This window comes from Enterobacter sp. BIDMC 29 (assembly GCF_019378755.1).
GTDB classification, from domain to species: Bacteria; Pseudomonadota; Gammaproteobacteria; order Enterobacterales; family Enterobacteriaceae; genus Enterobacter; species Enterobacter ludwigii.
This window is the reverse complement of record NZ_CP080000.1, coordinates 4,860,378-4,875,497: the sequence shown is the minus strand read 5'-3', so window position 1 is coordinate 4,875,497 and position 15,120 is coordinate 4,860,378. Positions and strand designations below refer to the sequence as shown.

Annotated in this window: 12 protein-coding genes; all 12 read right to left on the bottom strand. The window is 56.3% G+C overall.

Annotated elements, in window-relative coordinates; all coding sequences use genetic code 11:
- Positions 1–54 precede the first annotated feature (54 nt).
- The 12 genes from ftsZ to JTA15_RS21140 all read right to left on the bottom strand — a co-directional run bounded on the left by ftsZ (position 55) and on the right by JTA15_RS21140 (position 15,109).
- Entirely contained in the window at positions 55–1,206 is a 1,152-nt protein-coding gene (gene ftsZ, locus JTA15_RS21195; RefSeq protein WP_008501978.1) for a cell division protein FtsZ, read from the bottom strand.
- Positions 1,207–1,269: 63 nt separating this feature from the next.
- On the bottom strand, positions 1,270–2,526 hold the full coding sequence (gene ftsA, locus JTA15_RS21190) for a cell division protein FtsA (protein ID WP_006173845.1): 1,257 nt from the start codon (positions 2,524–2,526) through the stop codon (positions 1,270–1,272).
- Positions 2,523–3,365, bottom strand: a complete 843-nt coding sequence (gene ftsQ, locus JTA15_RS21185; protein WP_014168632.1) for a cell division protein FtsQ — start codon at positions 3,363–3,365, stop codon at positions 2,523–2,525. Before ftsQ ends, ftsA begins: the two co-directional genes overlap by 4 nt.
- Position 3,366: 1 nt before the next feature.
- Positions 3,367–4,287, bottom strand: a complete 921-nt coding sequence (locus JTA15_RS21180; RefSeq protein WP_068795209.1) for a D-alanine--D-alanine ligase — start codon at positions 4,285–4,287, stop codon at positions 3,367–3,369.
- Complete coding sequence (murC, locus tag JTA15_RS21175) at positions 4,280–5,755, bottom strand: UDP-N-acetylmuramate--L-alanine ligase (RefSeq protein ID WP_014168630.1); 1,476 nt, start codon at positions 5,753–5,755, stop codon at positions 4,280–4,282. Before murC ends, JTA15_RS21180 begins: the two co-directional genes overlap by 8 nt.
- Before the next feature lie 58 nt (positions 5,756–5,813).
- A complete protein-coding gene (gene murG / locus JTA15_RS21170) occupies positions 5,814–6,878 on the bottom strand; it encodes an undecaprenyldiphospho-muramoylpentapeptide beta-N-acetylglucosaminyltransferase (RefSeq protein WP_020882577.1) in 1,065 nt (354 codons plus the stop codon).
- The gene (gene ftsW, locus JTA15_RS21165) at positions 6,875–8,119 is read right to left on the bottom strand and encodes a cell division protein FtsW (protein WP_014168628.1); all 1,245 of its coding nucleotides are present in this window, start codon (positions 8,117–8,119) and stop codon (positions 6,875–6,877) included. Before ftsW ends, murG begins: the two co-directional genes overlap by 4 nt.
- A complete protein-coding gene (gene murD / locus JTA15_RS21160; protein ID WP_219372693.1) occupies positions 8,119–9,435 on the bottom strand; it encodes a UDP-N-acetylmuramoyl-L-alanine--D-glutamate ligase in 1,317 nt (438 codons plus the stop codon). The genes ftsW and murD overlap by 1 nt, the downstream gene beginning before the upstream one ends.
- Positions 9,436–9,437: 2 nt before the next feature.
- A complete protein-coding gene (gene mraY / locus JTA15_RS21155; RefSeq protein ID WP_008501985.1) occupies positions 9,438–10,520 on the bottom strand; it encodes a phospho-N-acetylmuramoyl-pentapeptide-transferase in 1,083 nt (360 codons plus the stop codon).
- A complete protein-coding gene (gene murF, locus JTA15_RS21150; protein ID WP_219372692.1) occupies positions 10,514–11,872 on the bottom strand; it encodes a UDP-N-acetylmuramoyl-tripeptide--D-alanyl-D-alanine ligase in 1,359 nt (452 codons plus the stop codon). Before murF ends, mraY begins: the two co-directional genes overlap by 7 nt.
- Positions 11,869–13,356, bottom strand: coding sequence for a UDP-N-acetylmuramoyl-L-alanyl-D-glutamate--2,6-diaminopimelate ligase (murE, locus tag JTA15_RS21145; RefSeq protein ID WP_052445461.1), 1,488 nt, complete (start codon positions 13,354–13,356; stop codon positions 11,869–11,871). The genes murF and murE overlap by 4 nt, the downstream gene beginning before the upstream one ends.
- Positions 13,343–15,109 carry a peptidoglycan glycosyltransferase FtsI gene (locus tag JTA15_RS21140; protein ID WP_014168624.1) on the bottom strand — a complete coding sequence of 589 codons (1,767 nt, stop codon included), beginning with the start codon at positions 15,107–15,109 and terminating at the stop codon, positions 13,343–13,345. The genes murE and JTA15_RS21140 overlap by 14 nt, the downstream gene beginning before the upstream one ends.
- Positions 15,110–15,120 lie beyond the last annotated feature (11 nt).

Genomic DNA, 15,120 nt, shown 5'->3' with positions numbered 1-15,120 from the left:
GACGGTGGGCCAGTTTAGCACAAAGAGCGAAAATCCCCAAATTCCAGCCAATTCTTAGTCAGCTTGCTTGCGCAGGAACGCCGGGATATCCAGATAATCTGGCTCTTTCGCCGTTTGCGGAGTGGGGTCGTTAACCACTTTCGCGGCCGGTTTCTGCTCCTGAGTCAGAGGAGACATACCGTGCTGCTGGTAACGATCCATAACCGGCTGCTGAGTCTGTTTGTTGGTCACCAGGGTGATCTCAGGACGCTTGTCCATACCGATACCGGTAGCAACAACAGTAACACGCAGCTCGTCGTTCATTTCCGGGTCAAGGGAAGTACCGATTACCACGGTAGCGTTGTCAGAGGCGAACGCACGGATAGTGTTACCCACGGTTTCAAACTCATCCAGACGCAGGTCGAAGCCAGCGGTAATGTTGACCAGCACGCCGCGCGCACCAGACAGGTCGATATCTTCCAGCAGTGGAGAAGAGATAGCCATTTCAGCCGCTTCTTCTGCACGGTCTTCACCGCTTGCCACGCCAGAGCCCATCATCGCGTAGCCCATTTCGGACATCACGGTACGAACGTCTGCAAAGTCAACGTTCATCAGACCCGGACGGGTAATCAGTTCAGCGATACCCTGCACCGCGCCTTTCAGCACGTCGTTGGCTGCGCCAAAAGCGTCCAGCAGAGAGATACCGCGACCCAGAACTTTCAATAGTTTGTCGTTCGGAATGGTAATCAACGAGTCCACGTGCTTGGACAGTTCAGTGATACCCTGCTCCGCGAAAGCCATACGCTTCTTGCCTTCAAAGTTGAAAGGCTTGGTCACGACAGCAACGGTCAGGATACCTAAATCTTTCGCTACTTCAGCCACAACAGGTGCTGCGCCGGTACCCGTACCGCCACCCATACCCGCTGCGATAAAGACCATGTCCGCACCTTCCAGTGCAGCGCGCAGGGCCTCACGATCTTCTTCAGCCGCATTACGACCGACTTCCGGGTTAGCCCCAGCGCCCAGCCCTTTGGTGATGCCACCGCCGATCTGGATAGTCTGGCCTACAGCCGTCTTACGCAGTGCCTGTGCATCGGTGTTAACTGCAAAGAACTCAACACCTTCAATGCGTTCACGCACCATATGCTCTACGGCGTTACCGCCGCCGCCACCGACGCCGATGACTTTAATCACCGCGTCGTTGGTCAGTTCCATAGGTTCAAACATAATTTCTCTCTCCGTTGTGCCTGTCGCCCGAGACCGCTAATTCTCTCCGGTCTCTTAAAAAAATTAAAACTCTTTTCGCAACCAGTTGTTCAGTCGTTTGACCCACGACCCAACTGAGACGCGTTTTTCCACTTCTGCTTCACCACTGAGATGAGATTCTTTCCCGTAGTGGAGCAGGCCCACGGCCGTTGAATAGTACGGCTCCTGAGCATAATCCGTTAAACCGGTGATATTCAGCGGAGCACCGATACGCACTTGCGTATGGAACACGCGCTGAGCGCAGGCCGCAAGACCTTCAATTTGCGCTGCCCCGCCGGTTAATACAATCCCCGCTGCAAGATGATGTTTCACGCCCTGCTGGCGAAGCTGTTCCTGTAACTGCAAAATCTCTTCGTTGACCAGGTTAAGCAGCTCGGTATAACGCGGCTCAATGACCTCTGCCAACGTCTGGCGCTGCAGGCTGCGCGGTGGACGTCCGCCCACGCTCGGCACTTCAACGCTCTCATCTTTGCCAACGATAGACCCCAGCGCACAGCCGTGGCGTACTTTAATCGCTTCTGCATCACTCGGTGGCGTACCAAAAGCGTAAGCAATATCGCTGGTCACAACGTTCCCGGCATACGGGATCACTTTGGTGTGGCGCAGTGCACCGCCGGTATACACGGCCATGTCCATTGTACCACCACCAATATCGACCACACAGACACCCAGTTCACGTTCATCTTCGGTCAGCACGGAATAGCTCGCTGCAAGACCGGCGAAAATGAGTTGGTCAACTTTCAGGCCACAACGTTCAACGGCTTTTACAATGTTCTTCGCCATATCGTTGTGACATGTGATCAAGTGCACTTTTGCCTGCATACGTACGCCGGAAAGACCGACCGGGTTTTTGATCCCTTCCTGGTAGTCAATCGCATACTCCTGCGGGATCACGTGCAGCACGCGATGCTCATCACGAACGCGCACGGATTTCGCCGTATGCACAACGTTTTCAACGTCTTCCTGCGTCACTTCTTCTTCGGAAATCGGCACCATGCCGATTTCGTTCTGGCAGCTAATGTGCTTGCCCGAAAGCGCCAGATAAACAGAGGAAATCTGGCAATCTGCCATCAATTCAGCCTGATCGATGGCGCGCTGTACGCACTTCACCACCGACTCAAGATCGTTAACCCCACCTTTATCCATACCACGGGACGGGCAACTGCCCACGCCAATGATATTGACCATACCGTCGGGCAGAACTTCCCCTACTAAAGCGGCAACCTTCGCGGTGCCAATCTCCAGTCCAACTACCAGTTTTCTGTCCGTCGCCTTGATCATTGTTGTTCTGCCTGTACCTGTGCCTGATTCTGTTGCTGATTAGGTTCCTCGACCGGAGCCGGTTCCCAACCGACTGCTGCGCCTGAGTCATAGCGCAAATCAACGTAGCTTATCCGTTTGCCGTCAGTCTGTGCCTGCTGCTGTAAAACCGGGTAAAGTTCTACAAATCGCGCCAGACGTTTCATTGTGTCCCCGCGACCCAGGTTGAGCTTAATGCCGTTCGTTAACGTCAGTTGCCAGGAGCGGCGCGCCGTCATTGCAGCATCTTTTAGCGTAAACCTGTCCTTCGCCAGCACCTGCCCCATTTCACGAAAACCTTGTAACACTTCGTTTTCGCTACCTTCCGGGCCATACAACATCGGTAAATTTTGCTTGTTGACACGATCGGCCGGGACGCTGAAGGAATTTCCGTCTACGTCAACCATGTGCTGATCATTCCAACGCGCAATGGGCACATATTCAACCAGATGAATCTTCAATTCATCAGGCCATTGCTTTCTGACACTCGCCTGTTTTATCCATGGCAGACGTTCAATCTGACTCTGGATAATATTGACGTCCTGCGTCATAAAGGTGCCAGGCGATCCCAGCGCCAGAATTGTCTGGCGAATGTCATCGTTACGGGTGTAATGACGCTCACCGGTGACCACCAGCTTCGAAAGCGGCAACCGTTGCGCATCTTCCATCCAGCCCAGAACCATCCAGCCGCTGATAAACACGGTGCACAGCACCCCGAGCAGGAAAATAATACCTGCAAGACGCGTTCCATTACTCCGGCGTGAAGAAGAGTATTCTTCTTCGTCATCGCGGTTGCGCGTGTTCAATGCAGCCTGAGACATATCAGCCCGCCTGGTCCAGAATACGTACGACTAATTGCGAGAAGCTCATCCCCGCCTGACGCGCTGCCATCGGCACAAGGCTGTGGCTGGTCATTCCCGGAGAAGTATTTGCTTCCAGCAGATAAAATTGTCCATCACTGTCGAGCATCACGTCGATGCGGCCCCATCCACGGCAACCCAGAACATGCCAGGCTTTAACCACCAGGGACTGTAAATCGGTTTCACGCTCAGCTTCAAGACCACTTGGGCAGAAATATTGCGTCTCATCAGAGAGATACTTCGCCTCATAATCATAGAAGGTTCCGGCCGGTTGGATACGAATTGACGGTAAAATTTCTTCGCCAAGCATCGCGACGGTAAATTCCGGCCCGCTGAGCCATTTTTCAATCAGAACTTCTTCATCATGTTGAAATGCCAGGGCTAAAGCGGAAGATAAATCCTCAGCTTTCTCAACTTTGGACATGCCAACGCTCGACCCTTCGCGGCTGGGCTTTACAATAACCGGTAAGCCCAGCTCAGCAATGCGTGCATTAACGCTATCGGAGAGGCCCATTTCAAATTCGCGACGCGTCAGGGCAATCCAGGGAGCAACGGGTAAACCCGCGCCCTGCCACAGCAGTTTGCTGCGCAGTTTATCCATAGAAATGGCGGAGGCCATCACACCGCTGCCGGTGTACGGCATGCCGGTGAGTTCCAGCAGCCCCTGAAGGGTGCCGTCTTCGCCACCACGGCCATGTAACGCGATAAAGACTTTATCGAAGCCCATCGCCTTTAACTGGGTTACGTCAGTCTCTTTCGGATCGACCAGGTGCGCATCCACACCACCTTCACGCAGGCCCGCCAGTACAGCGGCACCTGAATTCAGGGAAACCTCGCGCTCGGCGGATGTGCCGCCAGACAGGACAGCAATCTTATCAGCCATGATGCTCATCCTCCTGAGTTTGCGGCTTCAGTTTGATTTCAGCTAAGGTACGGGCGATTTTGCCGATATTTCCCGCGCCCTGAATCAGAATTAGATCGTTGCCGGTCAGCACCGGGGCCAGAATTTCAGCCACCTGGGCAGGATCGGAAACCAAAATAGGGTCTACTTTACCGCGTCCGCGGATGGTACGACATAAAGAACGGCTGTCTGCACCAGGAATAGGAGTTTCGCCCGCTGCATAAACATCCAGCATCAGGAGCGTATCCACCTGTGACAGGACGCTGGCGAAATCGTCATACAGGTCACGGGTACGCGTGAAACGGTGCGGCTGGAAGATCATGACCAGATTTTTTTCTGGCCAGCCTGCACGCGCGGCTTTGATCGTCGCGTCCACTTCCGTCGGGTGGTGACCGTAGTCATCAACCAGCATGGCAGTACCGGGTTTACCGTTCACCGCCTCCAGCGGGTATTCACCGAGGAAGTCGAAGCGACGCCCGGTTCCCTGGAAGCTTTCCAGTGCACGAAGAATGGCTTCGTCATCAATGCCTTCTTCAGTCGCCACGGCCACTGCCGCTGCGGCATTCAGGGCGTTGTGACGCCCTGGTGCATTCAGGGTGACATGCAGCAGTTCTTTGTCCTGACGCGCCAGGGTGAAATGCCCCTGCGCACCCAGCTGTTTGTAATCTTCCACGCGGACATCAGCGTCTTCGCTGAAGCCGTAAGTCGTGATTTGACGTCCGACGCGCGGCAACAGCTCGCGAATCACCGGATCGTCTACACACATTACCGCGCGTCCATAGAACGGCAGGTTGTGCAGGAAATTAATAAAGGTCTGCTTTAAGTTCTCGAAGTCACCCTGGTAAGTATCCATATGGTCGGCTTCGATATTGGTGACGATGGCGACCATCGGCTGCAGATGCAGGAACGACGCATCGCTCTCATCCGCTTCGGCAATTAAATAACGGCTGTGTCCGAGACGCGCATGCACGCCTGCCGCTTTTACCAGACCACCATTGACGAACGTCGGATCGAGGCCCGCTTCTGCATAAATGCTGGAGACCATCGCCGTGGTGGTGGTTTTGCCGTGGGTTCCGGCAATCGCAATGCCATGTCGAAAACGCATCAACTCCGCCAGCATTTCCGCACGGCGGATCACCGGAATACGCGCTTCGTGCGCGGCCACGATTTCCGGGTTATCAGAGGAGATGGCGCTCGACACGACCACCACGCTCGCATCGCGCACGTTTTCCGGGCGATGATTGAAATAGATAGTCGCCCCAAGCGACGCCAGCTGCTGCGTAACAGGGTTTGGCGCCAGGTCAGACCCGCTGATCTGATAGCCTTCGTTAGCTAACACTTCGGCAATACCGCCCATGCCAGCACCACCGATGCCAACAAAGTGAATGTGCCGGACGCGACGCATCTCGGGCACGATAGAACGCAGTTTTGCCAGTTGTTGTGTATTCATTCTCTAAACGCCATCGACTACTTAAAAAATTCGTGCAGCGCAACACGCGCTGCGAGGGTTAAGCCTGGGCTGCCAGGCTCACTTCTTTTGCCACCCGTTCCGTTGCATCAGGAATAGCGGTCGCGCGTGCGCGTTGCGCCATCTCCAGTAATGCCTCTCTGTTCCAGCCCGCCAGGGTGGTGGCGACCGCATCGGCGGTAAATTGTGGCTGTTCAAATATTTTCGCGGCGCCGGCTTTCTCAAGCGGCAGCGCATTCCAGTACTGCTGTCTGTCTTTGTGCTGGAACGGCACAAACAGAGCCGGCAACCCGGCGGCGGCAATTTCGCTCACCGTCAATGCGCCAGAGCGGCAGACCACGACATCGGCCCAGGCATACGCTGCGGCCATGTCGTCGATAAATTCCGTCACTTTATGCTGCGGCTGGCCTTCATCGGCGTAAGCCTGCTCAACCATCTGTTGAGCACCTTTTCCGCTTTGGTGCCAGATTGTCACCGCATCACCCAGCTTTGCTGCAACCTGCGGCATCGTCTGGTTTAAAATGCGTGCGCCCTGAGAACCGCCAACGACCAGCACACGGACCGGCCCTTCACGACCAGGCAGGCGCGCATCCGGTAATGGCAGCGCCAGCACGTCTACGCGCACCGGGTTACCCACCACGTCCGCCTTCGGGAAGGCTCCCGGGAAAGCCTGCATCACTTTGGTGGCAATTTTCGCCAGCCATTTATTGGTCAGACCGGCAATGCCGTTCTGCTCATGCAGCACCACGGGGATGCCCAATGACCAGGCCGCCAGCCCACCCGGGCCAGAAACATAGCCGCCCATCCCCAGCACCACATCAGGCTTAAAACGCTTCATGATGGCGCGCGCCTGACGCCAGGCGTTGAAAATACGCACCGGTGCCAGAAGCTGGGCCTTAATGCCTTTTCCGCGTAAGCCGGAAATGCGAATAAAGTCGATCTCGATACCGTGCTTCGGTACCAGGTCGGCTTCCATGCGGTCCGCGGTTCCCAGCCAGCGTACCTGCCAGCCCTGATCCATTAAATGGTGCGCAACTGCGAGCCCCGGGAACACATGTCCACCGGTACCGCCTGCCATCACCATTAACCGCTTCGGTTGATTCATCGTGAACCTCGTGTAAACGCCTGGGCTTTTTCCAGACGCGTTTCATAATCTATGCGTAACAACATCATGATGGCCGTCGACATAATCAGCAGACTGGAACCACCATAACTGATCAACGGCAACGTCAGGCCTTTGGTCGGCAGCATACCCGCTGCGGCCCCGACGTTAACCAATGCCTGGAAACTAAACCAGATACCTATTGAGCAGGCTAAGAAACCTGAAAAGCGGTGATCGATCTCCAGCGCTTTCCGCCCAATCGACATGGCGCGGAAAGCGACGAAGAATACCATTAATAGCGCTAATACCACACCGATATAACCCAGTTCTTCCCCAATAATGGAGAAGATGAAGTCAGTGTGCGCTTCGGGTAAATACTCCAGTTTTTGTACCGAGTTGCCCAGGCCCTGACCCCAGACTTCACCGCGACCAAAAGCCATCAGCGACTGCGTCAGCTGATAACCGCTGCCAAACGGGTCTTCCCACGGGTTCCAGAATGAGGTCACACGGCGGATACGGTAAGGCTCGGCGAGGATCAGCAGCACAACCGCTGAGATACCCATTCCGATGATGGCGATGAACTGCCACAGCTTCGCCCCGGCCAGGAACAGCATTGCCAGCGTGGTGACAAACAGCACGACCACGGTACCAAGGTCAGGCTGCGCCAGCAGTAAGACCGCCAGCACCAGAATAACGCCCATGGGTTTTAAGAAGCCGCGCAGGTTATTACGCACTTCATCCACTTTACGTACCAGGTAGTTAGCCAGGTAGCAGAACAGAGAGAGCTTGGTAAATTCCGCGGGCTGAATACGCAGTGGGCCAAAGGCAATCCAGCGCGATGCCCCGTTTACAGAGCTCCCCACCACCAGCACGATCAGCAGCATAATGATGGAGGCGATCAGCATCGCGGTACTGTGCCGCTGCCAGAACTCCATCGGCAGACGTAATGTCACCAGCGCCAGACAGAACGCCAGGATGATGTACAGGCCATCACGTTTCGCAAACAGGAATGGATCGTTCGCCAGCCGCTGCCCAACAGGCATTGACGCCGAGGTCACCATGATAAAACCAACCGCCGCCAGTCCCAGCGTGAGCCAGAAGAGCGTACGGTCGTACATAACCAGGCTGTCGTTATCTTTTTGACGAGAGCCCATCACCCAGCCTTTGAGTGCCGCAAACACCCACGCCAGAACGCCAAATCCTGGCAGGCGCGGCATTTTCAGGCGAGGGAGAGATAAACGCATCAGCCTAACTCCTTCGCCAGACGGGTAAAGAGATCGCCACGCTGTTCGAAATTCTTGAATTGATCGAGGCTGGCGCAGGCCGGGGAGAGCAGGACCATATCACCCGGCTTCACGCGAGGGGCAATCAGCCGCATCGCCTGCTCCATGGTCTCGGTTTGCTCGGCAATGTCAGGACGCAGCTCAGCCAGCTCACTGCCGTCGCGACCAAAGCAGTACAAGCGGATATTATTCCCGGCGAGATACGGTTTCAGCGTGGAGAAATCCGCCGATTTACCGTCGCCGCCCAGCAGTAAATGCAGGGTCCCTTCAACGTGCAGGCCGTTCAGGGCGGCCTCGGTACTGCCGACGTTGGTGGCTTTTGAGTCATTAATCCAGCGCACACCGTTATGCTCCAGCGTCAGCTGGAAACGGTGCGCCAGGCCGGTAAAGGTGGTCAATGCTTGCAGGCTGGACGAACGCGGCAGCCCTACGGCATCCGCCAGCGCCAGCGCCGCCAGAGCATTGGTGTAGTTATGCTGGCCGGTAAGCTTCATCTCTTTCACGTTCAGCACTTTCTCACCCTTCACGCGCAGCCAGGTTTCGCCCAGCTGACGGTTAAGATGATAGTCACCCATGGTGATGCCAAAGCTAATGCAGCGATCGTCCGCCCCGCGCACCGGCATGGTCAGGGCGTCATCCGCGTTGACGACGCAGACCTTCGCATTTTCATAAATGCGCAGTTTGGCGGCGCGGTACTGCTGCAGACCAAACGGATAGCGATCCATATGATCTTCAGTAACGTTAAGGATCGTCGCCGCGGCCGCACGAAGGCTGGAGGTCGTTTCCAGCTGGAAGCTGGAAAGCTCGAGGACGTACAATTCACAGCCCTTATCCAGCAGCATTAGCGCTGGCAGGCCAATATTGCCTCCCACGCCCACGTTCATGCCCGCCGCTTTCGCCATCTCACCCACAAGGGTGGTGACGGTGCTTTTACCGTTAGAGCCGGTAATCGCGACAACGGGTGCCTGCGCTTCACGGCAGAACAACTCAATATCACCGACAATCTCAACGCCCGCATCGGCCGCGGCGCTGAGTGAAGGATGCGCCAGCGCCATACCGGGGCTGGCGACAATCAGATCGGCTGCCAGCAGCCAGTCATCATTCAGACCACCAAGGTGGCGTTCAACCTGTTCCGGCAGTTTATCCAGACCCGGCGGAGAAACACGCGTATCCATTACGCGAGGCGTCACGCCGCGCGCGAGGAAAAAGTCCACGCAGGAGAGGCCTGTCAGCCCCAACCCGATGATAACGACTTTTTTGCCCTGGTAATCTGCCATGATTAACGTACCTTCAGCGTTGCCAGGCCAATCAGCACCAGCATCAGCGAAATAATCCAGAAGCGCACAATCACGCGCGGTTCCGGCCAGCCTTTCAGTTCATAGTGATGGTGAATCGGTGCCATACGGAAGATGCGCTGACCGCGCAGCTTGAAGGACCCGACCTGCAAAATCACTGAAAGGGTTTCAACCACAAATACCCCACCCATAATCACCAGCAGGAACTCCTGGCGCAGCAGTACGGCAATAATGCCCAGCGCGCCGCCCAGAGCCAGTGAACCGACGTCACCCATAAAGACCTGCGCCGGGTAGGTGTTGAACCACAGGAAGCCCAGTCCCGCCCCGACAATCGCCGTACAGACGATAACCAGTTCGCCTGCGTGTCGCAGGTATGGAATGTGCAGATAGTTAGCAAAGTTCATGTTACCGGTGGCCCACGCCACCAGCGCAAAACCGGCGGCGACGAAGACGGTTGGCATAATCGCCAGGCCATCCAGACCGTCGGTCAGGTTTACGGCGTTACCGGTGCCCACGATGACGAAGTAGGCCAGCAGAATGTAGAACAGCCCCAGTTGCGGCATCACATCTTTAAAGAACGGCACCACCAGCTCGGTGGCGGGTGTGTCTTTTCCTGCCAGATACAGCGCGAAGGCCACACCCAGCGCAATCACCGACATCCAGAAGTATTTCCAGCGGGCGATCAGACCTTTGGTGTCTTTACGCACGACCTTGCGGTAATCATCAACAAACCCAATGATGCCGTAGCCCACCAGCACGGTAAGTACGCACCAGACGTACGGGTTAGAGGGATAAGCCCACAGCAGTACGGAAACAACGATCGCGGTCAGGATCATGATCCCGCCCATGGTCGGCGTACCCCGCTTGCTGAAGTGCGACTCCGGACCGTCGTTACGCACAACCTGACCGAAGGAGAGTTTTTGCAGACGGGCAATCATGCGCGGGCCCATCCACAAAGAGATGAACAGCGCAGTCAGCAGGCTGACAATGGCGCGAAACGTCAGATAGGAAAAGACGTTAAAGCCTGAATAATATTTGACCAAATGTTCGGCCAGCCAAACTAACATGTCCCGTTCTCCTGTAATGCGTGCACAACCTCTTCCATGGCGGCACTACGTGAACCTTTCACTAACACAGTCACAATTTGTTTTTCTGTCATCAATGCCTTAAGGCGTTCAATCAGCGCGGCTTTATCGGCAAAGTGCTCGCCAACACCGCTGGCATGGCTAATCGCCTGGCTCAGTTTTCCGGCGCTCAGCACGCAATCAATACCTGCCGCTTTCGCCGCGTCCCCCACCTGGACATGACACGCTTCGCTTTCATCACCCAGCTCAGCCATATCGCCCACCACCAGCACGCGATAACCTGGCATCTCAGACAACACCTGCACCGCCGCGGTCATTGAGCCGACGTTCGCGTTATAGGAGTCATCCAGAAGCAGTTTGTTTTCCGCAAGCTGGATCGGGAACAGACGCCCCGGCACGGCGTTTAAATTTGCCAGACCGGTTTTAATCGCCTGATGCGACGCACCAACCGCCATCGACAGCGCCGCTGCCGCGAGCGCATTGGCGATATTATGACGACCCGGCAATGGCAGAAGCACCTCAATGCCCCCGGTTGGGGTATTAAGGGTGAATTCCGTGCCATGCGAAGTCACATGAATATTGGTCGCGGTAAAATCACTGTTGGCCGCGTTCGACGAGAAGCGCCAGGTCTTGCGGGAACCAATGATCTGTTGCCAGTTCAGCCAGTCATTGTTGTCGGCATTCATAATGGCGATACCATCTTCCGGCAGGCCGGTATAGATCTCGCCTTTAGCTTTCGCCACGCCTTCCAGCGAACCAAAACCTTCCAGATGTGCAGCGGCCAGGTTATTCACCAGCGCTGCTTCCGGGCGCGTCAGGCTCACGGTCCAGGCGATTTCGCCCTGGTGGTTTGCCCCTAACTCGATCACGGCAAATTCATGCTCTTTGGTCAGGCGAAGTAATGTCATCGGCACGCCGATATCATTGTTAAGGTTGCCTGCCGTATAAAGCGTATTTCCGCACTGGCTCAGGATGGCCGCAGTCATCTCTTTCACAGAGGTTTTGCCTGATGAACCGGTCAGCGCGACGACACGCGTCGGTACCTGCTGACGAACCCAGGCCGCCAGCTCGCCGAATGCCAGACGGGTATCTTTCACCACGATCTGCGGCAGATCGACAGCGAGTTTACGGCTGACCAGCAGCGCCCCTGCACCATTCTCCCTGGCCTGTTGTGCAAAATCATGCGCGTCAAAACGTTCGCCCTTCAGCGCCACAAACAGACAACCCGGGGTCACTTTGCGGGTATCGGTCGTCACGGCCTCGATGGTCAGCTCGTGACCCAGCAGCTCGCCCTGCAGTACCGCAGCGGCCTGACTTAAGGTGATGCTAATCATGCCACGACTCCCAGCAGACGCGCAGCCGTGACGCGGTCCGAATAATCGAGACGACGGTTGCCAACAATCTGATAATCCTCATGGCCTTTCCCGGCCAGCAGCACAACGTCGTTTTCCTGAGCCTGCATGATGGCGTTGGTCACGGCTTCCGCACGGCCTTCCACCACGCGGGCGCGGCCTGCATCCAGCATGCCCGATAGAATGTCGTTAATAATGGCGCGCGGCTCTTCAGTACGCGGGTTGTCATCGGTCACAACCGGAATATCCGCGAACTGTTCAGCAATGGCACCCATCAGTGGACGTTTGCCCTTATCACGGTCGCCACCGCAGCCAAACACACACCAGAGCTTACCGGTGCAGTGCAGACGCGCCGCTTCCAGTGCTTTTTCTAGTGCGTCCGGCGTGTGGGCATAATCGACCACCACGGTCGGTTTGCCCGGTGCGCTGAACACTTCCATACGGCCGCATACCGGCTGCAGACGCTTAGCCGTTTCCAGCAGCGCGTTCATCGGATAACCCAGCGCCAGCAGCGTCGCCAGCGCCAGCAGCAGGTTGCTGACGTTAAACGCGCCCATCAGACGGCTTTCAATTTCACCGTCACCCCATGAGGAGCTAAAACGAATGGAGGCGCCACTGTCGTGATAATCCACCGCAACCGCCTTCAGCCAGCGGCCGTGGCAGTTCGGGTTGATATGGTCTTCCATCGACACCGCAACCGCATCCGGCAGCTTCGCCAGCCAGCGGCGACCGACTTCGTCGTCAGCGTTGATGATGGCCTGTCCGCTATGGTGGGTGGAGTAGAGCAGCCATTTCGCCGCTTCGTAATGCTCCATATCACCATGATAATCAAGGTGATCGCGGCTCAGGTTAGTGAACACCGAGGCGGCAAACTTCAGCGCCGCCACGCGGTGCTGCACCAGACCGTGGGAAGAGACTTCCATCGCGGCAAAGGTTGCCCCCTGCCCTGCCAGGCCGGCCAGCACGTGCTGTACGTCGACCGCGGAGCCGGTGGTGTTTTCGGTCGGGCTCACTTTGCCCAACAGACCGTTACCGACAGTTCCCATGACCGCACCGGTTTCACCCAGCAGCTGCGCCCACTGCGCCATGAGCTGCGTGGTCGTGGTTTTGCCGTTTGTACCTGTCACGCCCACCAGACGCAGCCGATCGGACGGTTCGTGATAGAAACGTCCGGCCAGCGCAGAAAGACGCTCGTTTAACTGGCTGAGATAGATGACCGGCACCCCGTGCATTTCACGGATTTCACCGTCAGTTGCCTCATCTTTAGCCTCAGCAATAATGGCAGCAACACCTTGCGCAATCGCCTGCGGGATATAACGACGCCCGTCCGCCTGATGACCGACCACCGCCACAAAAAGATCGCCAGAAGCAGCCGCACGGCTGTCCAGTACCATCTCTCGCAGTGCTCGCTCCGGTGCATTAGGCACCCACGGAGCGAGAAGGTCGCGCAAATTACGATCTGCCACCTGTACCCTCGCCTTGATTAATTACAAATTCACTTTTCTCGCCCGTTGCCAGCGCATCCGGTTCGATGTTCATGGTGCGCAACACGCCGCCCATGATGGCCCCGAACACAGGCGCGGAAACGGCGCCGCCGTAGTATTTACCCGCCTGTGGATCGTTAATGACGACCACCAGCGCAAAACGCGGATTACTGGCAGGCGCAACGCCTGCGGTATAGGCAATGTATTTGTTGATGTAACGGCCGTCTGGCCCCACTTTTTTCGCGGTACCGGTTTTGATGGCGATGCGATAGCCTTTGATCGCCGCCTTCACGCCGCCGCCGCCAGGCAGCGCCACGCTTTCCATCATATGAACGACGGTACGAACGATGGATTCCGGGAAGATACGCTCACCCGGAACCGGTGGATCAACTTTGGTAATGGACAGCGGACGATAGACGCCATAGCTGCCAATCGTTGCGTAGACTCGCGCTAACTGTAACGGCGTTACCATTAGCCCGTAGCCGAAAGAGAAGGTGGCCCTCTCTATGTCAGACCACCGTTGTTTTTGAGGATATAAGCCACTGCGTTCTCCGACCAACCCCAAATTGGTCGCCTTTCCAAGCCCAAAACGTGAGTAAGTCTCTACTAACGCTGAGGACGGCATCGCTAACGCCAGCTTTGAAACGCCAACGTTACTCGACTTCTGTAAAACCCCGGTCAGGGTCAATTCGCTGTAGCGCGCCACGTCTTTAATCTCGTGGCCGTTAATACGGTAAGGGATCGTGTTCAGAACCGTGTTTTCATTGACGATGCCACGCTGGAGCGCCGTCATGACCACCATCGGTTTCACCGTGGAGCCCGGTTCGAACACGTCGGTAATCGCCCGGTTACGCATCGCATCTTTTGCGGTGCCGGTAAAGTTGTTCGGGTTATAGGACGGGCTGTTGGCCATCGCCAGCACTTCGCCCGTACTGACGTCCACCAGCACGGCGCTGCCGGATTCCGCCTTGTTGAAGGCGACAGCGTTGTTCAGCTCGCGGTAGACCAATGCCTGCAGACGCTCATCAATACTCAGCGCCAGGTTGTGTGCCGCCTGACTGTCCGTGGAAGAGATATCTTCGATAACGCGGCCGTAGCGGTCTTTACGAACAATTCGCTCGCCAGGCTGGCCGGTGAGCCACTTATCGAAGCTTTTTTCAACGCCCTCAATCCCCTGGCTATCCACGTTGGTAAAGCCAATGAGGTGAGCGGTTACTTCGCCGGAAGGATAGTAGCGGCGGGATTCTTCACGAAGGTGAATACCCGGCAGCTTCAGCTTACGAATGTAGTCCGCCATGTCAGGGTTGACCTGACGCGCCAGATAGATAAAACGCCCTTTTGGATTGGCGTTGACGCGGGAAGCGAGCTGATCCAGCGGCATTTTCAGGGCATCCGAGAGCGCCTTCCAGCGGTTATCAAGCGTAATACCACCCGCATCGTGCAGCTCTTTCGGATCGGCCCAAATGGCTTTAACCGGTACGCTCACGGCCAGTGGACGGCCTGAGCGGTCGGTGATCATCCCGCGGGACGTCGACACTTCCTGAACGCGAAGGGAACGCATGTCGCCCTGTCGAACCAGCATGTCAGGGGCGATAATTTGCAACCACGCCACGCGTCCCAGCAGGAAACCCAGCGCCAGTAAAATGCAGCCGCAAAGCAACGCAAAACGCCAACTGATAAAGTTGGCCTGTTCTTCCTGACGTTTTGGTTTAAGCGTTTTTGCCGCTGCTCTCATGCGTCGCGTTT